The organism is Mycolicibacterium pulveris (assembly GCF_010725725.1).
GTDB classification, from domain to species: domain Bacteria; phylum Actinomycetota; class Actinomycetes; order Mycobacteriales; family Mycobacteriaceae; genus Mycobacterium; species Mycobacterium pulveris.
In genome coordinates, this window is record NZ_AP022599.1 from 1,358,576 (window position 1) to 1,384,335 (window position 25,760).

Below are 25,760 nucleotides of genomic sequence, written 5' to 3' on the forward strand. Positions count from 1 at the left end.
AAAACGTCTGTTCACGGACAGATGAGGGTGTTATCGTCACCGCCATGTCGGTGGAACGACCGTTAACGACGGGTGCGCTGCCCGAACAGCTCGGCCCCGACCCGGCCCAGGCGCAGGCCAATTGGGCCAAGGTGTGGATCGTCCACGGCGCCGCCTGGCTGGCGCTGATCGCCTACTGCTGGACGATGTGGGTGGTCAGCGGCGACTTCACCCCCAACACGCTGGGCCGCGGAACCGAACCCGGCTGGTTCGTCATCCTGGTACGCGCGGTCGAGGTGATCTTCGGCATCCTCATCACCGGCTGGATCCTCTGGCATTTCGTGATCGGGCCCAAGCTGCGCACCGGGCGGTTCAGCTTCGACGGGCTGTTCTTCTTGGCCGGCTGGCTGATGTTCTTCCAAGAGCCGTGGCTCAACATGATCACGTACCAATTCCAGTACGCGACCACGTTCGTGAACTTCGGCAGCTGGCTGCCTCACATCCCCTGGTGGAGTTCGGGTAACGGGGAGTTGATCCCGGTCCCGTTGGTGTACTTCACCGCCTACCTGTGGATGTGTGCGATGGCCGGCTACGCCGGCTCCAAGTACATGGCCTACCAACGCCGTAAAGACCCCTCTCGCAGCGTATTACGCCTGATATTGCAGACCTATCTGGTCATGATCATCGGCGACATCATCGTCGAGCTGTTCATGACCAGGACCCAGTTGATCAGCTACTCGGCGACCATTCCCGAACTCACCCTGTTCGCCGGAACCGACCACCAGTTCCCGATCCTCGAACCGCTGAGCTGGCCGGGCACGTTCATCATCCTCAGTTGCCTGCACTTCTTTCGCGACGACAAAGGCCGGACCTGGGTCGAGCGCGGCATCGACAAGATCAAGTTCAAACGGGAAGGCACCAAGACGTTCGCGCGGTTCTGCGCGATCGCCGGGTACTGCCAGCTGGCCATCCTGATCGCCTTCAACATCCCCTACTCCCTTTACGCACTGCATGCCGGTCCGATGCCGACTCCGCACATCGAGCGCGAATGGAAGAACGGCGGCGTCTGCGGGCCCACCACTGCATTCGACTGCCCTGACCCGAGCCGACCCATCTCCCGGAAGTCGGCCCCCGACCGACCCGAACTGCTACCCGAGAGGACCAAATGACCGCACACAGCACGGCGGCGGTGATCGGCGGCGGCATCGCCGGGATGGCCGCCGCCTACGAGCTGAAGAAGGCCGGCTTCGCGGTGACCGTGTTCGAGTCCCGTGACCGTGTCGGCGGTCGCATCTGGACCGTCCAGAAGGGCGACTTCGTGATGGACCTGGGCACCGCGGTCTATCTGGGCACCTACCGCGAAGCCGTCGAGATGATCCACGAGGTCGGGCTGTCAGACGAATTCGTGGAAACCCCGGTTATTTTCGGCATGCCGCGGCAAGGTAAGCAGCACTACCTCGACCTGTCCCAGCCGATCCGGGCGAGCATCACCACCGGGGTGATCTCGTGGCCGGCCAAGATCAAGGCACTGCGGCTGTTCGCCGATGTGTTCAAGCACCGCGCCAGCCTCGGCTACGACACCTACGACGGGCTGGCGGAGATCGACAACGAGACCGTGCTCGACTACAGCCGCCGCGTGCTCAACGAGGAACTGGCCCGCTACATCTCCGCGCCATTGGTCAGTGGCACCTGGGTGCATGAGGACCACGACACCTCGGTTGCGCTGCTGCACTGGACTGTTCGCAACATGCTGGTCAAGTCGGTGTTCAACCTGACCTCCGGGGTCGCCGGCCTGCCGAGGAAGCTCGCCACCCTGGTCGACACCCGCTATCAGCACCCGGTGACGAACGTGACCGACACCGGTGCGGGCGTTGAGGTGACCTTCTCGTCGCCGCAGTCGCGCGGCGAACGCACCGAGACATTCGACACCGCGGTGATCGCCACCACCGCAGAGCCGGCCGTCGCGATGTATCCACAGATGGACGAAAACCACCGCATGCTCTACGAATCGGCGCGCTACCACCGGCTCGGCAACGTATCGATGGGGTTCTCCGCCCGTCCGAACGACCCCGGCACCTTCTCGATGGTCTCGCCTTACGACGACCCGGACACCATCGCGGTGATCGCCGATCACAACAAGGCGCCCGGCCGCGCGCCGGCAGGCAAAGGACTGATCTCGGTGCTGTTGTCGCCGTCCTATCTGAATCGCACCGACGACAAGGACGACGAGTATCTGCTCGAGCACGCGCTGGAGCGGGTCGAGCACTACTACGGCAGGGTGCCCGGCGAGCTCGAGGAGTGGGCGTTGATGCGCTGGCCCGAATCGGTGCCCGTCATCGACAAGGGCCGGTTCAAGCTCATCGCGGAGTTTCGCAAGAAGATCGATCCCACCGCGCGCGTGCAATTCGCCAGCGACCTCGACCGCATTCCGGGGCTCAACGGCGGCTTGGTCAGCGGCAAGGAGGCGGCCGCGCGGGTGTCACGGCGGTTCGCCGGCCGGACCTCTGCAGCTGTCCGTTAACCGACTCACACCACCAGAAAGGTTGGGCATCGCAATGACCACAACAGTTCTCGCGGTCGCTGAGCCGCCGTGGGAGATGACCACGCCCGCAACCGCGGAGCTGGTGATCACCACCATCATGGCCGTCGTGGTCGCCGGGTTCGTCGTCGCCGCGGTGCTGGACTGGCGACGCAGCGGACGGCCGATCTTCTTGCTCATGCTTCTCGGCGGGCTGGTGTGCTCGTTCAACGAGTCCACCGTCGACATCCTCGGTCACTGCTATTTCCCCGCCGACGGCTGGATCGTGTACTCGGCGTTCGATCACGCGGTGCCGCTGTGGGTGGTCCTCGCCTACGTGGTGTTCTTCGGCGGACTGTCCTACCTGATGGCGATGGCGTTCAAGAGGGGCGCCACCCGCAAGAACATGTGGACCGGCATCGCGATCTTCGGTGTGCTCAACCTGCTGCTGGAGTTCCCGATGCTGGCCTCCGGCCTGTACGTCTACTACGGAGATCAGCCCTTTGAGATCGGCGGCTTCCCGATCAGCTGGCTGGTGATCAACAGTCTGGGCTCGTTGTTCGCCGCGGTGGTGATCACCCGGCTGGACTGGTTCTTCACCGGTGCGCGCCAGGTGTTGATCGTGTTCGTGCCGTTCACCACATACATGGCGTCGTGGGCGCTGGCGATGCCCCACTTCGCCGTCACCAACACCGATGCGCCCTCGGTCGTCCGAATGGTCGCGGCGGCGGTCAGCATCGTGATCGGGCTGGTCGCGATCGATGCCCTGATCAAGCTGGGCACCGGCCAGCTGCGGCTGCTTCCACCCGGAGAGACCGTCCGCTCTGCTGAACTAGTGGGAACACGATGACCGACAACACTTTTGACTACATCGTCGTCGGGGCCGGCCACAATGGCTTGTCGGCGGCGTGCACCCTCGGCGAGGCCGGACGGTCGGTCGTGGTGATCGACCCACTGCCCTTCCTGGGTGGCCTGTCGGCGAGCCGCGCCTGGGTCCCCGAGGCGCCCAACCACCTGCTCTCGGTCGGCGCGATGGACGACATGCTGATGGCGCAGACGCCGTTGACCGAGGAACTCGGCCTGAGAAGGCATGGCTACGAACCGATTCCGCTCGAGGCGCCGTACGGCTGGATCAACGAGGAGGGCGACACCCTGCTGTTGTTCCGGGATTTCAACCGGACACTCGACGACATCAGGTACTTCTCGCCCAGGGATGCGGCGACCTACGCGGAGATCAAGCCGACCCTCGACCTGATCATGGACCTGGTCGAGCGCCTGGTCGTGCACTACCCGTCCCTGACCAAGGGTGATCTGGCCAAGCTGGCGGTCAAGCTCATCCCGGACAAGAAGTCGCGGGCGCTGCTGCAGAAGATGGTGGCGCTCAGCGTGTTCGAGATGATCTCGGAGACCTTCGAGAGCGACGCCATGCGCGGGCTGTGGGCCTACTGGACCTCGATGCTCGGTCCGGCGGACCTTGAGGGCACCGGTGTCTACCTGATGGGTTATCACGCCGTGCACCGCAAGCGGGGCGTGTTGCGTCCCCGCGGCGGCATGACTGGTCTGATGAATGCGTTCGCCGGCAAGATCGCCTCGCACGACGGGCAGATCCGCCTGGGTGCGGGTGTGCAGGAGATCCTGGTGTCCAGCGGCCGGGCCACGGGCGTCCGGTTGACCGACGGTACCGAGATACTCGCCCGGCGGGGCGTTCTGGCCAGCTGCGCTCCGCAGGTCACCCTCGGCAAGTTGTTGCCGGAGGGGGTGCTGGATCGCCGGCTCACCAACAAGGTGGCGATGATCCCCGCCAACGGCGTGAACGTCGCCGCGTTCAAAATCGACTTCGCCGTCGGCGGCCGGGTGGACTACCCGAAGGCGGCCGCCAAACGCCGCGACGCATTCGACGTCAGGCGCACCACGCTGATGACCGGAACGCTGGAGGAGCACTACGCACATCTGCTCACCACCAAGCGCGGCGAGATCGCCGAAAGCCCACCGGTGTACATGGCCGTGCTGTCGGCCAGCGACCCGACGATCGCACCGGCCGGCCAGGATGTGCTCTACCTGCACTCCAATGTGCCCGCCGACCCCGTCGGCGGGTGGGAGGTCAACAGGGACCTCTACACCCAGACGATCATCAAGTCCGCCGAACGGTTCCTGTCCGGACTCGACGCCGAGATCGGTCGGATCGTGCACACACCCAAGGACTTCGAGGATCGGTTCGCCACGCCCAAGGGGTGCTACTTCCACGTCGATATGACCCCGCTGCGCCTCGGCACCAACCGTCCGGCCCGCGAACTCGGTGGCTACAGCACCCCGGTGCCGGGTCTGTACCTGGCCGGAGCGGGATCCCATCCGGGTGGAACCGTCAACGGCTGGTGCGGCCGGCTCGCGGCACAGACCGCGATCCGCGATGAGACCGGAATCCGCTGAAACCCCTGCGCGCAAAGGACCAATCCGATGGAAAACATGAACATCACCGCCCAACGCCTCTGTGTGTGGGCCGGTCCCCTGATGATCGCGGTCTGGGCCCTCTCGTTCATCTTCCTGTGCCGCTTCATCCCACCGCCCCACCCGTCCAACTCCCGTGAGCGCACGGTCGAGTTGTTCAGCCAGCACACCGGCCTGATCAAGCTCGGGCTGGTGATCAGCGTGTTCGCCTGCGCGCTGCTGGTTCCGTTCTGTGCGGCGATCGCGGCGCAGATGCGTCGCATGGAGGGGGTGCGGTCGGTTTTCGCCCAGTCACAACTGGTGTCCGGCGGTCTGCTGTGCGTGGAATTCCTGTTGCCCTTCGCCATTTGGCAGACCGCCCTGTACCGACTCCACGAATGGAACCCCGAGACCGTCCAGATGCTCAACGACATGGCCTGGTTGATGTTCCTCGGGATCATCTCGTCGGCCTGCTGCCAGGTCGCGTCGATCGGCGTCGCGATCCTGCTCGACAAGAGCGCGAAACCGGTGTTTCCGCGGTGGGCGGGCTATTACAACATCTGGGTGTCGATGATGTGGGTTCCCGCGGGGATCATCCCCTTCTTCAAGGACGGTCCGATGGCGTGGAACGGCGTGTTCGCGTGGTGGATTCCGCTACTGGTCTACTTCAGCTGGTTCACGGTCATGGTGGTGCTGCTGCTGCGCGCGATCGCCGACGACGAACGCCAGCAGAACCGGGCACGAGAACACGCGTTGGCCATGCCGGTGCGAGAAGCGGTGGCCTAGAACGTGGATGCCCTGACGAGAACACGGGTGCAGATCTTCGGCGTCTGGTGCGGCATCGCCTATCTGGTGCTGATCTTCAGCGGCTGGGCTCTCGTCGCCGGATTCGTGCCCCCGATGCCGCCCACCACCGGCGCGGACGAGGTGGCCCAGCTGTTCGTCGACGATGCGCTGCGCATCCGCACCGGAATGGTGCTGGTGATGTTCTCGGCCTTGGCGCTGATCCCCTTCGTCGCGGTCACCGCCCAGATGATTGCCCGGATCGAGGGCTCCGCGGGGGTGCTGACCTACACCTTCCTCATCGGCGGTGTCGGCAACATGGTGCTGAGCTTCTATCCCGCGGTGTGGTGGCTGACCGCCGCGTATCGCGCCGATCGGGCACCGGAGCTGATCCATCTGGTCAACGACTTGTCCTGGCTGCAGTTCATCGGTGGAGTGACGATGTACTTCGGCATGCCGTTGACGATCATGGTGGCCTCGTTGTGCGATAAGAGCCCCGATCCGGTCTTTCCGCGCTGGTGCGGTTACACCATGGGCTGGGTGGTGCTGGTCACGGTGCCCGACCAGTTGCTGTTCTTCTTCCAGACCGGGCCCTTCGCGTGGAACGGGGTCCTCGGACTCTGGGTGCCCGCGGTCATGTTCGGCGTGTTCTTCATCTCGACGGTGGTTGTCGTCCGCCGAGCGCTGCTGCGTGAGCGCCAGAGCTTGCTCGCCGCCACCCGGGCGGCATCGGCGGCACCGCCTGCCACGGTTCGGCGATGACGCCCAAATGTTTGTGAAACAGTCTTCCGAACAGCATGCCGGCCAGATATAGTCCCTTTTTGAGATGACCAGTCACTTAATTCCGGACCTGCTTCGGACCCGCGCCGCGTCGGCCCCCGACGCCGTGTGCTGCGCCATGGATGACGAGGTCTACACCTACGCCGACATGGACCGCCGCTCAGACCGCGTGGCCGCCGGCCTCGCAGCGCTGGGGATCGGCCCCGGTGAACGGGTGGCCACCCTGGCGCCCAACCGGTCCGAACTCCTCGAACTCTTCTACGGCGTGGCGAAGTCCGGGGCGGCCCAGGTGCCGTTGAACGCCTACCTCAAGGGTGAGTTCCTGCTTCACCAGCTGCGGCAATCCCGCTCGGGTGTCCTGGTCACCGACACCTCGGGACGCGAGGCACTCGAACCGATCCGAGACCAGCTGCCCGGGCTGCGGACGGTCGTGATGCTCGACGAGACCGGCGCCGCCGAGATCAGCTACCAAAGCCTCCGGGAGACCACCGGTCCGCCCCCCGACATCGCCCTGACCGCAGCCGACACGATGTCGATCCTCTACACCTCCGGCACGACGGGGCTGCCCAAGGGATGTGTGGCCAGCCACGGTTACTACCTGCGCAGCGCCCGGTTGATCGGCGACGCACTGGAGATCGACGACACCGATGTCCTGCTGGCCGGACTGCCCCTGTTCCACGCCGGAGCGCGGCTGGTCACCGTCACGATGCCGCTGGTGTTCGGTATTCCCGCGTACCTGCAGGGCACGTTCAGCGCCAGCGGTTACTTCCCGAGGGCCCGGGAGGTCGGCGCCACCGTGATGATCGCGGTCGGCGCGATGGGCGCCGCCATTCTGGCGACCGAACCCGGCCCCGCGGACCGCGACCACAGCGTCCGCCGGATCATGTGTGCCCCACTGACACTGGAATCCCAGCAGATCTTCCGGGAACGGTTCGGTGTCGAGCCCTGGGTCGACGTCTTCGGGCAAACCGAATGCATGCCGACCACGCTGACACCGCTGTCCTCGGACCGCCGCGACCCGAAGGGCTGCGGCATCCCGGCGCCCGACCTCGAGGTGGCGCTGCTGGACGAGGACGGCAACGCGCTGGAGGGCGAGGCCGAGGGCGAGATCTGCATCCGGCCACGGGTGCCGCACGCAATGTTCGACGGCTACTTCGAGCAGCCAGCGGCAACGCAGGAGGCGTTCCGCGGATTGTGGTACCACACCGGCGATTTCGGCCGGCGCCTACCCAGCGGCGCGTTGGCCTTCGTGGACCGGCTGAAGGACTGCTTGCGCCGCCGCGGCGAGAACATCTCCAGCTTCGAGGTGGAGCAGGCGATCAACCATCATCCGGCGGTCGTCGAATCGGCGGTGCACGCGGTGCCATCGCCGCTCGGCGAGGACGACCTTAAGGCGTGCCTCGTGGTCCGTGAACCGGTCGAGCCGGCCGAACTGTTCGACTTCTTCAAGAACTCGCTGCCCTATTTCGCCATCCCGCGATACATCGAGTTTCTCGACGAATTGCCGAGGAACGGAGTCGGCCGCGTACTCAAGCACAAACTGCGCGACGTCGGGACCGGCGGCAATACCATCGATTTCAAAGAGCTCAACCTGTCGGTGGCCCGAGACGAACGGCGCTGACAATGGATTTCACCCTGACACCCGATCAGCGGGACCTACAGGCCCGCGCGGAGAAGCTGGGTAGGTCGTTCGCCGACCAGGCGGCGTCCTGGGATGAATCAGACGACGCACCCTACCGGGAATTGTTCGAAAGAGTTGGCGCGGAAGGGTTCTTGGGCATCGCGATGCCCACCGAGTACGGCGGCCAGGGTGGCGGCGCGGTGGAGTACCTGATCGTCGTCGAGGCGCTGTTTCGCTACGCGCAGTCCTGGCTGCCGCCCGAGCCTGTGTTCTGCACCAGCGGACCCGGGCCCTCGATGCTGTTGCTCGGCGACGACGCCGTCAAGGACAAGTACCTCCACGACATCGTGGCGGGCAGACGCGCCTGCAATATCGCACTCACCGAGCCCGACGCGGGTTCTGCGCTGACCCATCTGAGGACCACGGCCGTGCGCGACGGCGACGACTTCATCGTCAACGGCCACAAGAGCTTTCTGACCGGATCGAATGTCAACGATCTGAACGCGACGTTCGTCAGGTTCGACGAGATCCCCGGCCCGAAGGGCATCGGCGCCGTCGTCGTGGACGCCACCGTGCCCGGTGTCGAGATCCGCAGGGGCCCGGTGTTCATCGGCGACCGCGGTATCCACCACGGAGAGATGGTGCTGACCGACGTCCGGGTGCCTGCGGAGAACGTCATCGTGGGCCCGGGGCAGTTCGCCAGGTTGATGACCGCATTCAACCTCGAACGGCTGCACAACTGCGGGTTCTGGCTGGGCTTCAGCCAGGCCGCCTACGACGAGGCAGCGATCTACACCCAGCGGCGCGTGGCGTTCGGAAGGCCGGTCATCGAATTTCAGTCGGTGTACCACGATCTCGCCGACATGTGGGTGCAGATCGAAGCGCTGCGGCTGTTGGCGTATCGGGCCGCCGCGTCGGCGATCGACGGCCGATTTCCGCGCCTCGCGGAGGTCAGCCAGGCCAAGCTGTTCGGTGCCACAGTCGGTCCGCAGATCACGCTGAAGGCCATGGAACTGCACGGCGGATACGGTCCGACAACCGATTTCGCGATTCAGCGCATTCACCGCGACTGTGTCACCAACGTCGTCGCCGGCGGCGCGCCCGCGGTGCTGCGCAACGGTGTCGCGGCCGGCCTGTTTCCCGACCGGAAGTTCCCGCAGGGATGAGCCTGACCGTCGAGCAGCTCGACTTCCAGGCGGCGGTCCGAGACTTCTGTGCCCGCGAGTGCGCCACCCGCGAACAGCGCGAGGCCCTGCTGGACCCCGACGAGGAAGACCAGTCCGGCGCGCTGTACGCCAAACTGGCCGACCTCGGTTGGCTGGGTGTCGCCATCCCCGAGGAGTACGGCGGTTCCGGTGGCACCTACGTCGAGCAGACCGTCCTGTTCGAGGAGCTGTGGCGCGGCCTCGCCCCGGTGAAGGCGTTGGGGCCGACCACGACGGTGGCCGGGTGCTACAAGCGGTTCGGATCAGAAGACCAGAAGCGCGACGCGCTGGCTGCCATCGCCGGCGGCGACATCATGTCCATCTCGATCTCCGAGCCCGGCGCGGGCTCGGATGTCGCCGCGGTGTCCTGCGCGGCCACCAAGGTCAGCGGCGGCTACCTCCTCAACGGTCAAAAGACGTGGTGCTCATATGCCCACCGGGCGACCCGGATCCTTCTGGTGGCGCGCACCAGCAGAGAAGAGCGACGGCACAGCGGACTGACGATATTCGAAGTTCCCGGCGATGCTGAAGGCGTTGAGACGAAGCGGATTTCGACGCTGGGCGGCCGTGAGGTCAACGACGTGTTCTTCACCGACTGCTTCGTGCCGGACGAGAACGTGGTCGGTGATATCGGGCGGGGGTTCGCTCAGATCATGGCCGGCCTGGATGGCGAACGGCTGCTGGGCGCGGCCGTCGGGTTGGGCCTCGGCCAGCGTGCGCTCGACGACACCATCGCCTACGTCAAAGAACGCAGGCAGTTCGACACCACGATCGGGACGTTCCAGGCCCTGCGGCACCGGCTGGCCGATCTCGCCACCGAGTTGGAGTGTGCCCGCCTGCTCACCTACGAGGTCGCCGCACGAATGGAGCGGGGCCCGGACCCGGTGACCACCCGGATGACGTCGATGGCCAAGATCAAGACGTCCGAGGTCGCCAAGCAGATCGCGCTCGAGGGCATGCAGATGATGGGCGGCTACGGGTACGCCTGCGAGTACGACATGGAAAGCCACGTCCGACACTCGCTGGTGCTGCCGATCTACGCCGGTACCAACGAGATCCAGCGCGAGATCATCAGCGGCTCGTTGGGACTGCGATGACACGTGACGGCCGAGAGAGCACGGATTGCACAATGACCGAACGAGCAACGACCGAAACAGTGACCGAAGCCGATGTCGTCGTCACGCGCGACGGCGCGGTCGGCATCGTCACCATCAACCGCCCGCAACGGCTCAATGCAGTCACGCCGGATGCCGGTGACCGGCTGGCCGCAGCCTTCGCCGCGTTCGAGGCCGATCCCGGGATACGCGCCGTCGTCCTGACCGGTGCCGGTCGCGGGTTCTGCGCGGGTGCCGACATCGCCGGTGACGTCGGCAATGCCAGGGACGTGCTGATCGAGACCTGGAATCCGCTGGTGCGGACCATGCAGGCCTTGGAGATCCCGATCGTCGCCGCGGTCAACGGGGTGGCCGCGGGCGCCGGTGTCTCCCTCGCGCTCGCCTGCGACCTACGCGTCGCCGCGGAGTCAGCGCGGTTTCAGTTGTCGTTCACCAAGATCGGTCTGCTCCCCGACGCCGGTCTCACCTGGCTGCTGCCGCGCACGGTCGGACTGGGGCGGGCCAACGAGCTCGCGCTGCTCGGCCGCGATATCGCCGCACCCGAAGCGCTGCAATGGGGTCTGGTCAACCGAGTCTGCGCGGACGGCGAGGCGCTGAACACCGCGGTGGCCTTGGCGCAGGAGATCGCCGGGCTGGCAGGCAGTGTCACGTCGGTCAAGCGGGCACATCGGCGATCGTTCGAATCGACCTTCGGCGAACAGCTCGACTTCGAGGCCGACACCCAGGGCTGGCTGCAGCAGCAGCCCGACTTCGCCGAAGCGGTGGCGGCATTCGCCGAGAAGCGCCCCGCCCACCGAGCCCCGCGTACTCCCGGACGTCATCCGTGACCGGTCGCCATCAACGCCTGTGCGTCTGGGTCGGGCTGCTCTTCCTGCCGCTGTTCTGGATCGGGCTGATGGTCGCCGGCTGGTTCCCGCCGCCCTCACCTCATCTGACGACCGCCGAGGTCGTCGAGATGTTCACCACCGATCGCACCCGGCTCCGGTTCGGCGTGCTGATCCTGACCAGCGCCGCTCCCCTGCTGGCGTTCTACGGTGCGGCGCTGACGCACCAGATCAAGCGCAGCGTCGACGCCTCGTCGCCGCTGGCCACCGCGCAGACCCTCGTCGCGGCGTGCTTGATCCTGGAATTCATCATCCCGCAGATGATCTGGCAGGCCGGTGCGTACCGATCGGAGCGCGACCCCGAGCTGATCAGGCTCTGCTACGACATCGGTTGGCTGATGTACATCGGCGTGGTGGGCACCGCCATCGTGCAGATGGTGCTGTGCTCGATCGCCATCCTGCAGGACCGCAGGCCCGAACCCCTGATGCCGCGGTGGATCGGCTACCTGTGCCTCTGGTCGGCGGTCGGCGTCGCCGGCGGCAGTTTCTGCGTGTTCTTCCAGACCGGCCCGCTGGCCTGGAACGGGCTGATCGCGTTCTGGTTGCTCGCGGTGGCGTTCTTCGCCTGGATGGTCACGATGAGCTGGGGCATGCTGCGGTGCGCACACCCAGCGTCAACGATCGTTATCACCCGGTGAGCGGCCGGGCCCGGTGCTACTGATTCAGCGTCCGGTGCGCATAGCCCGCGGCCGTCGCGGCGTCCATGCCGGCCATCCGCAGCAGCACCGCGGCACAGGTCAGGTCCGCGCCCTCCCCCAACCGGCCGTCGACGATGCCGCGGATCACCTCGAACGCCGCGGCGATCGACATGGTGAGCACCGTCGGTAGATCGTCGATGTCGAACACCCCGGTCGCCATCCCGCGCTCCAACACCGCCCCCGCCTGCGGGCGGATGATCCGCTCGAAGCGGGCCTCGGCGTGTTCGAGATTGACCAGCAGGCGCGCCAGGGTCGGGTCGTCGTAGGCGATCCGCACGATTGCCCTGGTAGTCGCCGCAACTGCGAGCGCCGGGTCGTCGCTGGCGGGTGAGTTCTCAATCGAGCCGGCGAGGCCGACAAGTGCGTCGGCGACCACCGCTTCGACGATGTCGTCCTTGGCCTTGAACTGGTTGTAGAAGGTTCCGAACGCGACGTCGGCGCGCTCGGTGATATCGCTGACCCGCAACCCGTCGAGTCCCCGTTCGGCGATGAGTTCGGTGGCCGCCCTGATCAAGTCGGCGCGGGTCTGCGCCTGCCGGCGAGCGGCACGGGACGTCTTGCGGACGGTGCGGTCGACCACCGGGACAGCATATAAGTGAAATCGCCGATCAATATTGATTCCCGAATCATTTCAGGGTTACGCTGCCTCGGTGACCGATTTGCGAACGGCCGTTATCGGTGCCGGTGTCGCCGGACTCGCCGCTGCCCGCCGGATCGCGCAGACGGGCGGCGCGCCGACCGTCTTCGAATCGCAGGACCGGGTCGGCGGCCGGATAAAGACGATCCGGCGCAACGGCCTGACGTTCGACGTCGGCGCTTTCATCTACCTCGGCAGTTATTCCGAGGCGGCACAGGAGATGACCGACGTCGGCCTGGGGTCGCAGATGCGCAAGGTCGACGCCTACGGGGCGATGCCCAAGTCGGGCCGACTGCACTACCTCGACCTCCGCAATCCCCTTAAAACGCTTGGCACCGAGTATCTCTCGCTGGGCAGCAAGCTGAAGTTGGCCAAGCTCGCGTGGTTCTTGGCCAAGCATTGGAAAGACCTCAACTACACCGACGCGAGCGGGATCGCCGCGATCGACTCCGAGACGGTTACCGAGTACTGCCGGCGCGAACTCAACGAGGAGCTGCTGGACTATCTCGCAGCGGTGGTGGTTCGCGGACCCTGGCTCAGCGATCCGTCGTATGCATCGGTGGGCCAGCTTCTCTGGACGTTGAAGAACTTCTTCAAGCCGTACTTCTACGGGCTGGACGACGGTATGAACGCCCTACCGAGGGCCATGGCGGCAGATCTGGACGATGTCCGGTTGTCCACCCCGGTCATCGACGTCACCGACTCCGGGGATCACGTCGAGGTGACGTTCGAGCACGACGGCCGCCAGCACACCGAGGAGTTCGACACCGCGGTTGTCGCCACCACGACGTCGACTGCGTTGGAGATCTATCCGCAGATCTCAGGATTCAGCCGCGAGTACTACGCGAACACCGAATACATCTGCAGCGTCAACACCCACCTGGCGCTGAACGAGCGGCCGACCAACCCGGCGACCTACATCATGTGCTCGCCACGTGAACAGCCCGATCTGTGCGGGGTGATCGTCGATCACCTCAAGGCACACAATCGATGCGGCCCCGCCCAGGGCATGATCACCACCTTCTGCCGCCACGAGTGGTGCCTGGACCATCTGGACGCACCGGATCAGAAGGTACTCGACGCCGTACTGCAGTTCGTCAAACCGTATTACGGCGACCTGAGTTCGAAGGTCGAAGACTACGAGATCGGCCGGTGGCGCGAAGTGGTGCCGATCATGTCGAAGGGTCGGTTCAAAGCCGTGGACCGCTTCATGCGGGACACCGATCCGTCGGCACGGGTACAGCTCGCCGGCGACATCGGGCCCATTCCCGGTGTGAACGGGGCGTTGGTTTCGGGGCAGGCGGCAGGCGACCGGATTGCCGCACGGTCCCGCCGTCTGCGGAAGGCATCAGCATGACCGAAACCCGTTACGCGGTAAGCACCGCACGGCCGACAGTGCCCGCCGACCGGCCGACCGTGCCGGTCAAATGGTGGGCCGCGTTGGGCGCGACAGTGCTCGCGGTCCAGGTGGCGGTCGTGGTGCGCTGGATGACCGGCCCCTACTTTCACCGGGTCGACCCGGGCCCGAGGTTCGGCCTACGTCGGAACGGACAGCCGACTGCAAGTCCCGCCGGACACGCGACTGCCGGCGCCGGTTCCCGTCCTCAGCTCTGGTGGAAGCCGATGAGCGATAAACGAATTCAGCTGTGGTGCGTGTACTCGGTTTTCGGGTTCATCGCGATATTCCTGGTCGGCTGGGTGGCTCTGGCCGGCTTCGTCCCGCCGCCCTCACCGCTGGACGGCGCCGAGCGTATCGCCGAGCTCTATGAGCACCGATTGCTGGGTGTCCGCGTCGGCCTGGTGTTGTGCATCTTCGCCTCGGCGTTGTTGCTGCCGTGGGGCGGCGCCATTTGCGCCCAGATGCTGCGGATCGAAGGATCGCGCGCACCGCTGGTATGGGCATGGATCGCGGCCCAGGGCTGTGTTGTCATCGAGTTCGTCTATCCGTGCACCTTCTGGCTGGTGGCGGCGTTCCGCACCGAAGATTCCAGTCGGGTACTGACATTCAACGATCTGGGCTGGCTGCCGTTCCTGGGCGTCGTGTGCACCGGCATGTTCCAGATGGTCGCCCTCGCCGTGCTGACCCTGCGTGACCGCCGACCCGACCCCGTCTTTCCGCGCTGGTTTGCCTACTTTCAGCTGTGGTGCGCGGTCGGCGTCGGCTGCACATTCGGCGTCTACATCTTCAAGAGCGGCCCGCTGGCCTTCAACGGCGTACTCGGGTTCTGGGTGCCGGTCTGCGTCTACTTCATCTGGGTTGTGACGACCACCCTCGTCACGGCCCGCGCCATCAACAACGACGACGGAGCGGATACCCACGTCGCACTGGCCGAGCGCATCACGGTGGTGGAGAACCTGCTCGCCAAGCAGTTGCCCACCGGTGTCGAGTCGGCCAGCACGGCTTCACAACATAGCCCGGTCAGCACCGGGGCGATGAGAACGGACGGGATACGGGCATGAGCGAGTTCGTGAAACTGCTGGGCGTCGATCCGGCCAGCAACCTGAGCGTGTTCCTGTTCTGCACGATCTTCACCTTCGCGGTGGTCACGGTGCTGTGGGTGCTCGGCTTGTTCCAGGGCAATCACTCGATGATGGACGGCTGGTACGGGTTCGCGTATGCGGTGCCCGCACTGTTCGCCTATCTGATCGTCGACGCGCAGTCGGTCACCGCGGCGCTGCTTCTTGTCATGGTGATGCTGCACGGCGGGCGGCTCGGCTGGTACCTGGCCGCCCGGTGGCGGCGCTATGTTCCCAAGCACGGTGGGGATCCGCGCTACCTCGGCTTCGTCGAACAGTTCAGCCCGGGCTACTGGTGGAAGAGCTTCTTCCGGGTGATGGAACCGCAGGCGGTCATCATCGTGCTGATCGGTCTGCCGTCGGTGGTGGGGATCCTGGTGAACCGGGAACCCGACGGCGGAATCACGCCGCTCGCCGTCCTCGGCATCGTGGTGTTCGGCATCGGGTGGTATTTCGAGACGGTCGCCGACGGGCAGCTGCAGGCGTTTCTCGCGCTTCCCGAGCGACCGCGCTACCTCAACACCGGCGTGTGGACACACAGCCGTCATCCCAATTACTTCGGCACCACCACCGTGTGGTGGGGCATCTGGTTGGTCGCTGTGGCCGGAAACCCGGCCTGCTGGTGGACGGTGATCGGCCCGATCATCAACACCATCATGCTCACTTCGGTGCTCGGGTCGAAGTTCCAGGACAACTACATGGGCTCCCGGCCGGACTACCGGGAGTTGATGGCCCGTACCCGCAGGTTCCTGCCGATCCCGGTGTCGCAGAACGCAATCAGCCGCAATGCCGGAACCGCCGCACGCACCGGTCGGCAGAACGTATGACCTACGACGTAATCGTCGTGGGCGGGGGCCATCACGGCCTCACCTGCGCCGCCTACCTGGCCAAGGCGGGCAGGAGCGTGGTGGTGCTCGAGCGTAAGCCCTGGCTCGGCGGGATGACATACTCGCAGGAGACCGTGCCGGAAGCGCCGGGGTTCGTGATGAATCCGTGTGCGGTGGATCTTTTGTTCACCAACCTCGAACCGTCCATCATCACCGAACTGCGGCTGGAGTCGTTCGGCCTGCGCCAGGCCAGCCCGGACCCCTGGGGAGCGTACCTCGGCCCCGACGGGCAGGCGATCGGGCTGTGGCGATCGCTGGACCGGACCGTCGAGGAGATCGGCCGCTACTCGACACGCGATGCCGCGAAGTTCGCCGAGCTGTGCGAACTGTGGTGCGACTTCTGGTATGTCGCGGCGCCCTACCTGACCGACCATCCGACCCGGCCACGCGCCCGCACGATCGCCGAGCTCGGCTGGCGGGTACTGCGCAAGCGCAAGCACCTGGCACCGGTGGTCCGGATGCTGCTGGCCTCACCACACCAGCTCATCGAGACGATGTTCACCTCCGAAGAGGCCAAGACGATGCTGGCGGTCTACGCCTCCGGTTCCGAAGCACCGCTGCGGGAACCGGGCTCGGGCGCGGTGCTCGGCGTCATCATGTTGCACATTGCATGGGGTATCAAACGGCCGATCGGCGGAATGGCGCAGTTCACCCGTGCGCTCACCGCCTGCCTGCACCATCACGGCGGCCGGACCCGCACCGATACCGCGGTCGAGGAAATCCTGGTCCGCGACGGCCGGGCCATGGGCGTCCGCCTCACCGATGGAACGTCGCTGCACGCGCGCCACGTCGTCGGCGCCGTCGATCCGAGCACGCTGATGTGCAAGCTGGTCGACTCCGCTCATCTCAGCGATGACCTGCTGGCTGAGTTCCGCAACATCCGGATCAATGGCTGGGGCATCAACAACACCAAAATCGATGTCGCGCTTGACCGTCGACCAAAGCTCAAGTGTGAACGTCCCGAGCTGTGGGGAAGCTACATGCTGGTCGCCGACGACTACGCGTATGTCGAGCGTGCCCTCGACACCGCGGCGCGCGGAACCATCCCCGCCGAGACACCGATGTGGGCACTCATGCCGTCGGCCGCCGATCGATCTCAGGTGCCTCCCGGGAGCGCCGGGGACACCATGTACCTGTTCTGCACCGCGGTACCGGACAGGTTGACCGACGGTAGCGGCTGGCAGGCGCACCGCAAGTCCTTCGGCGAACAGGCGATCGCCGCGTTTGACCATGTGGCGCCGGGGACGGCAGACGCTGTCCTCGGCAGCTGGGTGAAAAGCCCGGATGAATTGCGGGACATGGCCGACGGGGGCAGCTACGTCGTCGTCGACATGTCGCTGAACCAGATGGGTCCGAACCGGCCGTCGCCCGCGCTGTCGGGTTACCGTACGCCGATCGCCGGGCTGTGGCACACCGGCGCCGGCGCGCATCCGATGGGCGGCGTGCACGGCTGGGCCGGCCGCACGACGGCCCGTCAACTCCTCAAGAAGCTGTAGCGACTGCTTCTGGCCGCCTTCGCCTTTCGTGTTCACGCTCGTCGTCGGCAATGGCCACGAACAGCATGCGCGACAGCGTGATCATCCAGGCCGTGAAGACCGCGACAGGAATCCAGAAGGACAGCAACCCGTTCCAGGCCAGTGGTCCGTCTTTGAAGAACGGGATCAACGTCCCGGGCAGGAATACCAGCTGTGCCCACAGGTTGAACCACCCCAGCCACCGGGGAAAGACCGGCCGTGGCGAGCGGTCGGCGAAGATCGCCAGCGAGATCGCCAGACCCTGCACGGTGATGACGGGCACTGGGATCAGAAAGCCCAGCCAGGCAAGATCGTTGAGCCGCTGGGTGATCTCGATGTTGTCCAGCGGCCGAAAGGCGGCGGCCTGCCAGAACACCGACGGGATCACGAAGACCAGAATGAACGCCGCGCCCAGCGCCAGCTGGGTGTAGGCCATCACCGGCGACCGGCCCTCGATACGCTTGAGCTGCACGGTGATCACCGCTGTCCACGCCCCGTACAGCGCGCCGCCGGCGAGCACGAAGACCATGCCGGCCCGGATTCCGATCGGGTTCTCCGCGTAGCGGGCGGCGACCTCGGCCGCTCCGAGGTTCGGCGCGATCGGTGGAATGAAGCGGGCCAGGAGAAGCAGTCCGATCAGCCAGCCGATGGCGGCGGCGGGGCCGGCCCAGGCACAGAGCCGCTGATTACGCGCGTTCATCGGTGATCATCGAGGTGCCGCAGTAGCTCTTCTGCGGCACGCTCGCCCCAACGTGTCGCCGATTCCATCGAGCCGGCACCGAACAGATCCCCCGCCACCTTGACTCGACCGTCTGTGGGCAGCGATTCGAGTAGCCTGCTGGATCGTCGCCAGAAGCCGGGATCGGCCAGATAGCCCGCCATCGGCCACCGAGTCACCACGGACATCTCCCTGCGCCCGACCAGCTCGGGGCACAGCCCCTCGATGATGCCGGCCGCCCACAGTTCCAGTTCGCGGTCGGTGCGGTCGAGAAACGAGTCGGTGACGGTGGTGTCGGTGTAGATGGTCACCAGGCTGTGGCCGTCCGGTGCCCGGTCGGCACATTTGTTGTGCTGCATGAAGATCAGCAGCGCCTCTGGGTTTTCCGTTGTCGGGACCAGGACCGGGTAGGCGCGGGTCGCGGTGTGGGCGGAATAGCCCAGCGACACGCTGATGAGCTTGACGTTGCGCAGCTTGTCCCCGAAAGCCGGGCAGGCCGCCGACAAGGTGGGCCACATCTCGGTGGCCTGGTGGTACATCGCGCCGATCACACAGCCGTCGGCGGCCATCTCGTGCTCCCCGGATTCGTCGTGGTATCCGATCACGACTCCGGTGGCGGTGTCGTCGACTCTGGTGACCGTGGCGCCGTAGCGCACATCGAGTCGGTCAGCGAGTTCGTCGGTGACAATCCCGAGCCCGCCGCGCACCGTTTTCAAGGAGCTCGACCAGGCTCCCAACGCGCCCAGCACGTTCACGCACGACGCGTTGGCCGCCCCGCTGCCCGTCGTCAACCGCATCAGTGGGTCGATGAGGTAGTCGGCGACCTCGGTCCCGAACAGGTCGGTCGCGAACTCCGCTGCCGACCGTTCCGGGTCGTCCCGCGCGGCCGAGCAGGACATCTCGTAGGAGTCCACCTCGGCAATGGCCTTGCGTGCGTGCACGAGCCCACCGAGCATCCGGATCTTGGCGGCGAAACTCAGTGCGGGCGTGAACGGCAGCCGCCACGGCTTGCCCGGGTCGACGTCGATGATTCGGCCGTCACGCACCAGGCCGATCACCGCGGCGGTGTCGGCCAGCCGGTGCTGCAGGCCGAGGTCTTCGACAAGCCGCAGATACCTGGCATAACCCGCGGTGAGCGCGTCCGGTCCGGTATCGACGACATAGGCGCCGTGCGTTTCGGTGTCCACCCGACCACCGGGGCGGGGACCCGCCTCAAGCACCACCACGTCGGCGCCGCCGGTCGACAGCCGGTAGGCCGCGGTCAGCCCCGACAGCCCGGCTCCCACCACAACGATTGAGCTCATCACCCCTCCGCCATCAATATGTGAACGATCGTTAGCACAGGTCAGCATATCCCGGGCTGCACGACTACGGAGCGATACAGCAGGCGATCGGTCGGCTGCGCTACCGTGGTCCGGTGGCCACATCACGCAACGAGCGTTCAGAGCGGATTCTTCGAGCGGCGATGCATCTGTTCCACGAACGCGGATATGACGGCGTCGGGGTCGACCTGATCGGTGAGCGGGCGGGGATGTCGGGTCCCGCCATCTACCGCTACTTCAGCGGAAAGGACGAGATCCTGATCACCCTGCTCGACGAGGCCATCGACCGGGTGTTGATGGCGACCGGTGGCGATTTCGACGACCCGCGCGAAGACCTCGAGCATCTCGTTCGCGGCCACGTGCAACGGGCGCTGGAGGAACGCGAGCTGATGAGCGTGTGGACCAGGGAGCGTCATGCGATCCCCCAGCAATACCGGTCCCGGCTGCGCTCCCGGGTCAACCGGTACATCGACCGCTGGGCGGACTGCCTGAACGCGTGTTATCCGGGAAATTCCCGGGACGTCCTGGTCAGTGCCGTGCACGCCACCCATGGACTGATCGATTCGACGGCGTTCTGGCCCGCCCCGTCGCTGAAACTGCCGGCCCTAGACGAGGTCCTGACCGGGATGGCGTTGTCCGGTCTGGAATACCTGGCGCAGGCCGCTCCGCGAACCCCTGCACGCAAGTCGGCGCGCAAAACCAGTGCCGGCCGTTCGGCCTGAACCGCTCCCCGACGCGCGGGGCAGGCGCTGGCCAAACGATCGTTATCATTGCGGAACGCCGACGCCGTGTCCGACCCTGCGATGGGTCGGCCGCGCACCCGCCGGTGGTGACCACGACGTGAACGGCACCCCCGCCCTATGCGCGTCGGCGATCACGATGAAACTCCACACGCACGCCGCGACACAGATGCCGACATACGGCCAGGAGTGAAAGAAGCCACCGCCGAAGAACGCGATCGAGACGATCGAATAGCACACGGCCATCACGCTGTAGCAGATCCATTCCAGCATCGACTGCCCGCGCCCGTCGGGCCGACGGCCCAGCAGCGCGCTGGCCGACGGCGCGCCCCACAGCAGCGTTGCCATGAAGGACAGCAGGTACAGGTCGTCGTTCAGGGCGCCTTTGACCAGTGCCCAGCTGATCGCACCGGCCGCCATCACACCCAGGATCCGCGCCGTGTGCTGGCCCGAGGTCTTACCGGGCGAGAGCTCGTCACGGCCGTACCTGATGGTCTGCCACGCGTAGATCGTCTCGGCGATGAAGGTGACCACGATCGCGAACCAGAACATCTGCATGAACCAGTGGTCGTAACGTCCGCCGAACCAGTCACCGAGGTGCAGCAGATACGAACCGTCGTGCGGCCACCACAATGCCGTCATCCACAACGCCATCGGGTAGACACGATCGCGCCGGCCCATCCGCGCACCCTCGATGAAGAACACGAACATCGCCAGGATCGACAATCCGCCGATCGCCACCACCGCGACGGCGTTGGCGGAGATCGCGTCGAGGACCGCTGCCGGCTCGTAGGTGCCCATATTTTTGAATCGTAGCAACTCAAAAATGTGCCGACCCGGAATTTCCGCCGGTATCTGGTTCAGTAATCTGTGACCCGTGGCCAGCCCTCGTTCCGACAGCGGAAGCGACGTTCGCGCCCGCATCCTCAAGGCAGCCCACGACTTGTTCACCAAGCAGGGCTTCCAGTCGACCACCACCAAAGAGATCAGTGCGCGGGCCCGGGTCGCCGAACCCACGGTGTTTCGCCACTTCGGTTCCAAGGTCGAGCTGTTCGAGGCCGCCATTCTGGAGCCGTTCAACCGTGTCGTCGACGAGTGGACGCGGTCCTGGTCCGAGATGTCCACCGAGATCACTCTGGAGCAGCTCGCCGAGAACCTGGTGGACAGCCTGTACTCGGTCATCTGGGAAGACCGCAAGGTCTTCCGCGAACTGTTGGCCGCGCGGTCGGACCCCAACTCGGCACTTTACCCTTCGGCGGTGGCGATCAGCGCACAGTTTCGCGAGGGCCTCAGCGCCGTTCTCGATGTCGGCATCGACATCGCCCGGACCAGGGAGCTGGTCTACGTGGACCCCCCGGCCACCATCGGTGCGGTTGCCAGCATGATCATCGGCTCAGTGCTGTTGGGTGACTGGGCATATCCGGCCAACCGGCGTACGCCGGGACGGACCCGGATGGTCCGCGAGATGGCGCGCCTGATCGTCGACGGCATCGCCCATCGGCACCCCTGACGAGACGGTCTGGGTTCGCGCTCAGGGGCTGCCGTCGGGTTCGAAGGTGTTCTTCACCGGCATCCGGAAGCCGGGACTACCGGGGCACGGGCCGTATTCGGTGGGCTGCGGCCAGTTCGGATTACCCGGAATATCGCACAGACCGTTGATCTGGTGTGCGGGATAACCTTCCGGGTAGGGCGAGGAGTGCAACCCCGCGGGAATCTGGATGAGCAACAGGACCCACATCGACATCGCGAACATCGCGATGGTGGCGAGGATCGACACCGTCGTCCTGGCTGCCGGGTTCATGGCGTCCAGACCGCGTTCCCCGATCGTCTCGCCGCGGTCGTTACGAAAGTAGCGAACCGCCGCGAAGGTCGTGAATACGATCGAGGTCGTGATGTACTCGGCCCACGCGAACCGTTGATCGTTGGGGAACAACGAGAATCGGGCCGGCGCCCCCGGCAGCCCCCACAGGTTGGACAGGAAGGTGGGCGCCTCGAGGCAGAACGCCAGCAGCCAGCCGTACGCGTAGGTGAAGGCGATCAGGCCGACGTTGTTGATCCGCGGGAAACGCCTCTGCATCCAACGCATGCCGTGGTTCAACACGATCGCAAACCCGAGCAACCCGAACGGGTAGATGAGCATGATGAAGACGGGCTGCGGCATGATCCCGGCGGTGGGGTTGACCACCCCGGGAGCGTGCGCCACCCAGGTATTCAGGTTCAGCCAGTTCGAGCTGTACATGAAATTGGGCTGCATCCAGTTGACCATCGGATCCCAGAACAGCGTGAAGAATCCGGCAATCACCATCACCGCGTCGAAGACCAGTCGACGCTCCCGGCGGCACTGACGAATGATGCGCACAGACAGCACCACCACGACCACCACGATGATGGATTCGTAGACTCGGGCCACCCACCACGACGGCGACGAGCTGTCCCGGCTCGCGGTGACCGGAGCTGGGCCGTCGAGAAGCCATGCGCCCCAGGTCCATAGCGCGTAGACGACGATGACGGCGCCCACCGCCGCCAGCATCACGGCCGCTGGAACCTGGCGAACCCTCGGTGGCGCTGCGGTGCTCACGTGATCGGACACAGCGGTCACAGCGACCTCGCTTTCCCCACTGCCGGTGAACGCACGTTCATGTACACGCGTGACGATACAAGCCGGAGCGACGTCAGGACAAGGTAGGTCGTAATGTCGGTCGGTGGTCGGTGCCATGACGCGACAGCACTAGACTGAGGTGACTATGCGAGCTGGTGGAGGTTCCCGGACAACGCGTGGCGGAGTTCGGGAGCGGACCGTGGCCGCCGCCCACGAGCTGTTTACCACCAACGGCTACCGGGGCACCACCACCAGGGAGATCAGCCGACGCGCCGGAATCGCCGAACCCACGCTGTTCCGCCACTTCGGCTCCAAGGCCGAGTTGTTCGAAACCACGATTCTCGAGCCATTCGGCGAGTTCATCGACAAGTGGATTGCTTCGTGGCAGGACTACTCAACGGCGACGTCGGTCGAACAAATGGCCCAAGGACTCGTCGAAGGACTGTTCACGCTGGTCCGACAGGACCGAAAGCTGTTCCAGGAGTTGATCGAAGCCCGAACCGATCCGACGAACGACCTACACACGTCTGCGGTCGCGATCAGTAGCCGGATGCGGGAGGGTTTGCGCGCCGTACAAGACACAGGGTTGGAGATTGCCGATGCTCGCCACCTTGAGCATCTGGATCCCCCGGCGACCATCGCAACCGTCGCGGCCATGGTGATCGGGGCTGTGTTGCTCGATGACTGGATCGTGCCCGCGGGGATGCGCGCGCCCAGCCAGAGCCGGATGATCAGCGAGATGACCAAGATGGTCACCCACGGCATAACCGGTCGACCCAGCTGATCAAGCATTCCAGCCTAACCCGTGGCGTTAGTGCCACTTGCATATTTGAGTCAGTACGTCGCATAATGCAAGCGGCACTTAACTCCGCCGTTCTGGAGCGGCCGACCAAAAGGGGCTAGGGGTGGCTACGATCTCCCGGGGGCGCGGCCAGGCCGCAGGCGGACTGCCGAACCTGCCGGTGGCGCAACGCTCCCGGCCGGTGCTGTGGTGGACTACCATCGGCGCACTCATTCTCGCCTTTCAGCTTGTGGTCCTGACTCGGTGGATCTTCGGCCCAAATTACATCCCGACAGCGCCCGGTCCCGATCCGCTACCTCATTGGCAGTCAGTCGTTTTCGCGGTGTTGCAGATCGGTATACCGGTCGGCGCGGTGATCCTGCTCTACATCTGGGTGATCCGGCCGTGGCGCATACACCGACACCTCACCACGGACTCCATGATCGCGTTGGCGGCGTCCACCGTGTTCTTTTGGGACATGTGTATGAATTACACGTCGGTGTCCCTGCTGTACAACTCTCACCTGGTCAACCGCGGCGCGTGGGCCAATGGTTCGTGGCCCACGTGGACCAGCCCAAACGCCAATAAGCTTCCCGAACCGTTGTTGATCGTTCCCCCGGCATACACGGCATTGGTGTTCTCGCAAGTGGTCGTCATTCTTTGGCTGCTACGCAAGGCCAAGGACCGATGGCCGCGGATGAATGTGGTCGGCACCATTGCCGTGATCGTGGTCGGCCTGACGCTTACTGACACCCTCGTGGAAGGATTGGTGCTGCGGACCGGTGTCTACGCCTATCCAGGTGGTATCAGGGCCATCACCTTGTTTGCCGGCGAGACTTACCAACTCCCCTTGTCCGAAACGGTCTTGTTCGGCGGATTCGCCCTCGGTGCGATCGCGTGCTTGAGTCACTTCCGTAATGATCGCGGCCAGACCGTCGTCGAGCGGGGGATCGAGTCGATCAAGCTGAGCGTCAAAGCCAGACAGGCGGTGAAGTTCTTCGCCATCTACGGCGCGATTCATCTGGCCTTCGTCGTCCTGTACATGGTGCCGCAGCAGTGGTTCGCTACCCACTCGGATCCGTTCCCGGACGGCTACCCGTCCTACATGATCAACGACATGTGCGCATCGGGTGCGGACGGAAAGACGTGCCCCGGTCCCGGTGTCCCAATGCCCAGGCCCGCCCACAACCCCTAGACGACTGGCCGACGACAGATTTCACCGTCACCGAAGGAGGACATAGTGCGCGCTGACGGGTTTCATCCGCAGATACTGAAGTTCTGCGCCTACACCGGAATCGCATTCGCGTTCTTCTGGCCGTTCGCGGCGATTATGGTGGCCAACTGCCAGTACATCCTGCCGCCATCAGCCGCCGACCCGGCCAACAAGGTCGTCGCCGACTACCTCGCAAACACCACCGGAATCCGCATCGCCACCGTGATTTTCATCTTCTCCTCCATCCTCTACACGACGTGGAGTTGTAGCGTCATGCAGATGGTGCGGCGACGGGAGAAGCAGTGGCCGATCCTGTTCAACATCATGGTTGTCTCGGTCGCGTGCGAAGTCGTGGTGGTGATGTTCATCGGTTTCTTCTTCGGTGCAGCCGCTTGGCGACCGGGTGAAACCAGCCCAGAAGTCACCCAGGCGCTCAACGACCTGGGTTGGCTTGGGGTTCTCTTCACCGGCGCACCATTCGCGCTGTTCCAGTTGGCGCTGGCTGCAGGCATTCTGATGGATAACAGCACCGGACCGGTCTATCCGCGGTGGTCGGGTTATTACAACATTTTCACTGCGTTCTTCATGTTCGAAGCCTGCCTACTGCTGTTCTTCAAGACTGGGCCGTTTTCGCAGAACGGCGTCCTGGTGTTTTACGTGCCGATGATCGTGTTCTTCGTCTGGATTGTCGTGTTTTCAATCCTTACTGTTCGTGCCATCAACACCGAAGCCGGTAGGACGATGAAATCCGCAACCCCCGGTACTCGTCCGGTGTCAGCGCCGGTCAGCGCCTGAACAACCCGGTGGACCAGGTCTGGTCCTCGC

At 65.1% G+C, this 25,760-nt stretch carries 25 protein-coding genes and 1 pseudogene; 21 read left to right on the top strand and 5 right to left on the bottom strand.

Features of this window, described 5'->3' with window-relative positions; genetic code table 11:
• The first annotated feature begins 44 nt into the window (after positions 1-44).
• From G6N28_RS06710 to G6N28_RS06760, 11 genes are all read left to right on the top strand, one after another.
• Positions 45-1,148 (top strand): spirocyclase AveC family protein, encoded by a 1,104-nt coding sequence (locus G6N28_RS06710; RefSeq protein ID WP_163898438.1) that lies wholly within the window; start codon positions 45-47, stop codon positions 1,146-1,148.
• Positions 1,145-2,500 (top strand): protoporphyrinogen/coproporphyrinogen oxidase, encoded by a 1,356-nt coding sequence (locus G6N28_RS06715; protein ID WP_163898441.1) that lies wholly within the window; start codon positions 1,145-1,147, stop codon positions 2,498-2,500. Before G6N28_RS06710 ends, G6N28_RS06715 begins: the two co-directional genes overlap by 4 nt.
• Before the next feature lie 34 nt (positions 2,501-2,534).
• A complete protein-coding gene (locus G6N28_RS06720) occupies positions 2,535-3,347 on the top strand; it encodes a hypothetical protein (protein ID WP_163898444.1) in 813 nt (270 codons plus the stop codon).
• A complete protein-coding gene (locus G6N28_RS06725) occupies positions 3,344-4,924 on the top strand; it encodes a phytoene desaturase family protein (RefSeq protein ID WP_163898447.1) in 1,581 nt (526 codons plus the stop codon). The genes G6N28_RS06720 and G6N28_RS06725 overlap by 4 nt, the downstream gene beginning before the upstream one ends.
• Positions 4,925-4,951: 27 nt before the next feature.
• Complete coding sequence (locus G6N28_RS06730) at positions 4,952-5,707, top strand: hypothetical protein (protein WP_163898450.1); 756 nt, start codon at positions 4,952-4,954, stop codon at positions 5,705-5,707.
• A gap of 3 nt (positions 5,708-5,710) precedes the next feature.
• Entirely contained in the window at positions 5,711-6,466 is a 756-nt protein-coding gene (locus G6N28_RS06735; RefSeq protein ID WP_163898453.1) for a hypothetical protein, read from the top strand.
• Positions 6,467-6,530: 64 nt separating this feature from the next.
• Positions 6,531-8,105 carry an AMP-binding protein gene (locus G6N28_RS06740; RefSeq protein WP_163898456.1) on the top strand — a complete coding sequence of 525 codons (1,575 nt, stop codon included), beginning with the start codon at positions 6,531-6,533 and terminating at the stop codon, positions 8,103-8,105.
• A gap of 2 nt (positions 8,106-8,107) precedes the next feature.
• Positions 8,108-9,271: an acyl-CoA dehydrogenase family protein gene (locus G6N28_RS06745; protein WP_163898459.1), complete on the top strand. Its 1,164-nt coding sequence runs from the start codon at positions 8,108-8,110 to the stop codon at positions 9,269-9,271.
• Positions 9,268-10,407, top strand: a complete 1,140-nt coding sequence (locus G6N28_RS06750) for an acyl-CoA dehydrogenase family protein (protein ID WP_163898462.1) — start codon at positions 9,268-9,270, stop codon at positions 10,405-10,407. The genes G6N28_RS06745 and G6N28_RS06750 overlap by 4 nt, the downstream gene beginning before the upstream one ends.
• 32 nt (positions 10,408-10,439) lie before the next feature.
• Complete coding sequence (locus G6N28_RS06755; protein WP_163898465.1) at positions 10,440-11,252, top strand: enoyl-CoA hydratase/isomerase family protein; 813 nt, start codon at positions 10,440-10,442, stop codon at positions 11,250-11,252.
• Positions 11,249-11,947 (top strand): hypothetical protein, encoded by a 699-nt coding sequence (locus tag G6N28_RS06760; RefSeq protein WP_163898468.1) that lies wholly within the window; start codon positions 11,249-11,251, stop codon positions 11,945-11,947. The genes G6N28_RS06755 and G6N28_RS06760 overlap by 4 nt, the downstream gene beginning before the upstream one ends.
• Before the next feature lie 16 nt (positions 11,948-11,963).
• Here the strand turns inward: G6N28_RS06760 and G6N28_RS06765 are convergent, their stop codons facing one another.
• Complete coding sequence (locus G6N28_RS06765) at positions 11,964-12,587, bottom strand: TetR/AcrR family transcriptional regulator (protein WP_163898471.1); 624 nt, start codon at positions 12,585-12,587, stop codon at positions 11,964-11,966.
• A 70-nt stretch (positions 12,588-12,657) separates the two neighbouring features.
• Between G6N28_RS06765 and G6N28_RS06770 the strand changes: the two genes are divergently transcribed.
• From G6N28_RS06770 to G6N28_RS06785, 5 genes and pseudogenes are all read left to right on the top strand, one after another.
• A complete protein-coding gene (locus G6N28_RS06770) occupies positions 12,658-14,001 on the top strand; it encodes an FAD-dependent oxidoreductase (protein WP_163898474.1) in 1,344 nt (447 codons plus the stop codon).
• Positions 13,998-15,104: a hypothetical protein gene (locus G6N28_RS06775; protein ID WP_163898477.1), complete on the top strand. Its 1,107-nt coding sequence runs from the start codon at positions 13,998-14,000 to the stop codon at positions 15,102-15,104. The genes G6N28_RS06770 and G6N28_RS06775 overlap by 4 nt, the downstream gene beginning before the upstream one ends.
• Positions 15,101-15,988: a DUF1295 domain-containing protein gene (locus G6N28_RS06780; protein ID WP_163898480.1), complete on the top strand. Its 888-nt coding sequence runs from the start codon at positions 15,101-15,103 to the stop codon at positions 15,986-15,988. Before G6N28_RS06775 ends, G6N28_RS06780 begins: the two co-directional genes overlap by 4 nt.
• Positions 15,976-16,134, top strand: a pseudogene (locus G6N28_RS27410) (FAD-dependent oxidoreductase); the annotation flags it as partial. The gene G6N28_RS06780 and the pseudogene G6N28_RS27410, both read left to right, overlap by 13 nt.
• 12 nt (positions 16,135-16,146) lie before the next feature.
• Positions 16,147-17,544 (top strand): phytoene desaturase family protein, encoded by a 1,398-nt coding sequence (locus tag G6N28_RS06785; RefSeq protein WP_407665008.1) that lies wholly within the window; start codon positions 16,147-16,149, stop codon positions 17,542-17,544.
• On the opposite strand, the gene G6N28_RS06790 is transcribed toward G6N28_RS06785, so the two are convergent.
• Together G6N28_RS06790 and G6N28_RS06795 are read right to left on the bottom strand one after the other, a co-directional pair.
• Positions 17,531-18,262: a hypothetical protein gene (locus G6N28_RS06790; protein ID WP_163898486.1), complete on the bottom strand. Its 732-nt coding sequence runs from the start codon at positions 18,260-18,262 to the stop codon at positions 17,531-17,533. The two genes, G6N28_RS06785 and G6N28_RS06790, sit on opposite strands and share 14 nt — an antisense overlap.
• Positions 18,259-19,584 carry a protoporphyrinogen/coproporphyrinogen oxidase gene (locus G6N28_RS06795; RefSeq protein ID WP_163898488.1) on the bottom strand — a complete coding sequence of 442 codons (1,326 nt, stop codon included), beginning with the start codon at positions 19,582-19,584 and terminating at the stop codon, positions 18,259-18,261. The genes G6N28_RS06790 and G6N28_RS06795 overlap by 4 nt, the downstream gene beginning before the upstream one ends.
• 113 nt (positions 19,585-19,697) lie before the next feature.
• Between G6N28_RS06795 and G6N28_RS06800 the strand changes: the two genes are divergently transcribed.
• Positions 19,698-20,324, top strand: a complete 627-nt coding sequence (locus G6N28_RS06800) for a TetR/AcrR family transcriptional regulator (protein WP_163898491.1) — start codon at positions 19,698-19,700, stop codon at positions 20,322-20,324.
• A 45-nt stretch (positions 20,325-20,369) separates the two neighbouring features.
• On the opposite strand, the gene G6N28_RS06805 is transcribed toward G6N28_RS06800, so the two are convergent.
• Positions 20,370-21,143 carry a hypothetical protein gene (locus G6N28_RS06805; protein WP_163898494.1) on the bottom strand — a complete coding sequence of 258 codons (774 nt, stop codon included), beginning with the start codon at positions 21,141-21,143 and terminating at the stop codon, positions 20,370-20,372.
• 76 nt (positions 21,144-21,219) lie between these two features.
• Here G6N28_RS06805 and G6N28_RS06810 point away from each other — a divergent pair, with 76 nt between their 5' ends.
• Positions 21,220-21,852 (top strand): TetR/AcrR family transcriptional regulator, encoded by a 633-nt coding sequence (locus G6N28_RS06810; RefSeq protein WP_163898497.1) that lies wholly within the window; start codon positions 21,220-21,222, stop codon positions 21,850-21,852.
• A gap of 21 nt (positions 21,853-21,873) precedes the next feature.
• Here G6N28_RS06810 and G6N28_RS06815 read toward each other — a convergent pair whose 3' ends face one another.
• Complete coding sequence (locus G6N28_RS06815; protein ID WP_163898500.1) at positions 21,874-22,941, bottom strand: spirocyclase AveC family protein; 1,068 nt, start codon at positions 22,939-22,941, stop codon at positions 21,874-21,876.
• Positions 22,942-23,140: 199 nt separating this feature from the next.
• Between G6N28_RS06815 and G6N28_RS06820 the strand changes: the two genes are divergently transcribed.
• The 3 genes from G6N28_RS06820 to G6N28_RS06830 all read left to right on the top strand — a co-directional run bounded on the left by G6N28_RS06820 (position 23,141) and on the right by G6N28_RS06830 (position 25,730).
• Positions 23,141-23,725, top strand: a complete 585-nt coding sequence (locus tag G6N28_RS06820; protein WP_235674489.1) for a TetR/AcrR family transcriptional regulator — start codon at positions 23,141-23,143, stop codon at positions 23,723-23,725.
• 121 nt (positions 23,726-23,846) lie between these two features.
• A complete protein-coding gene (locus G6N28_RS06825) occupies positions 23,847-24,917 on the top strand; it encodes a spirocyclase AveC family protein (RefSeq protein WP_163898503.1) in 1,071 nt (356 codons plus the stop codon).
• Between the two features lie 45 nt (positions 24,918-24,962).
• On the top strand, positions 24,963-25,730 hold the full coding sequence (locus tag G6N28_RS06830; RefSeq protein ID WP_163898506.1) for a hypothetical protein: 768 nt from the start codon (positions 24,963-24,965) through the stop codon (positions 25,728-25,730).
• Positions 25,731-25,760: the final 30 nt, after the last annotated feature.

What these genes read in the sequence shown, in the direction of transcription:
- G6N28_RS06755 (WP_163898465.1), top strand. Translation starts at nt 10,440, where the DNA reads ATGACCGAACGAGCAACGACCGAAACAGTGACCGAAGCCGATGTCGTC.
- G6N28_RS06745 (WP_163898459.1), top strand. Translation starts at nt 8,108, where the DNA reads ATGGATTTCACCCTGACACCCGATCAGCGGGACCTACAGGCCCGCGCG.
- G6N28_RS06785 (WP_407665008.1), top strand. Translation starts at nt 16,147, where the DNA reads ATGAATCCGTGTGCGGTGGATCTTTTGTTCACCAACCTCGAACCGTCC.
- G6N28_RS06775 (WP_163898477.1), top strand. Translation starts at nt 13,998, where the DNA reads ATGACCGAAACCCGTTACGCGGTAAGCACCGCACGGCCGACAGTGCCC.
- G6N28_RS06720 (WP_163898444.1), top strand. Translation starts at nt 2,535, where the DNA reads ATGACCACAACAGTTCTCGCGGTCGCTGAGCCGCCGTGGGAGATGACC.
- G6N28_RS06790 (WP_163898486.1), bottom strand. Translation starts at nt 18,262, where the DNA reads ATGAACGCGCGTAATCAGCGGCTCTGTGCCTGGGCCGGCCCCGCCGCC.
- G6N28_RS06725 (WP_163898447.1), top strand. Translation starts at nt 3,344, where the DNA reads ATGACCGACAACACTTTTGACTACATCGTCGTCGGGGCCGGCCACAAT.
- G6N28_RS06730 (WP_163898450.1), top strand. Translation starts at nt 4,952, where the DNA reads ATGGAAAACATGAACATCACCGCCCAACGCCTCTGTGTGTGGGCCGGT.
- G6N28_RS06710 (WP_163898438.1), top strand. Translation starts at nt 45, where the DNA reads ATGTCGGTGGAACGACCGTTAACGACGGGTGCGCTGCCCGAACAGCTC.
- G6N28_RS06715 (WP_163898441.1), top strand. Translation starts at nt 1,145, where the DNA reads ATGACCGCACACAGCACGGCGGCGGTGATCGGCGGCGGCATCGCCGGG.
- G6N28_RS06740 (WP_163898456.1), top strand. Translation starts at nt 6,531, where the DNA reads ATGACCAGTCACTTAATTCCGGACCTGCTTCGGACCCGCGCCGCGTCG.
- G6N28_RS06805 (WP_163898494.1), bottom strand. Translation starts at nt 21,143, where the DNA reads ATGGGCACCTACGAGCCGGCAGCGGTCCTCGACGCGATCTCCGCCAAC.
- G6N28_RS06780 (WP_163898480.1), top strand. Translation starts at nt 15,101, where the DNA reads ATGAGCGAGTTCGTGAAACTGCTGGGCGTCGATCCGGCCAGCAACCTG.
- G6N28_RS06750 (WP_163898462.1), top strand. Translation starts at nt 9,268, where the DNA reads ATGAGCCTGACCGTCGAGCAGCTCGACTTCCAGGCGGCGGTCCGAGAC.
- G6N28_RS06795 (WP_163898488.1), bottom strand. Translation starts at nt 19,584, where the DNA reads ATGAGCTCAATCGTTGTGGTGGGAGCCGGGCTGTCGGGGCTGACCGCG.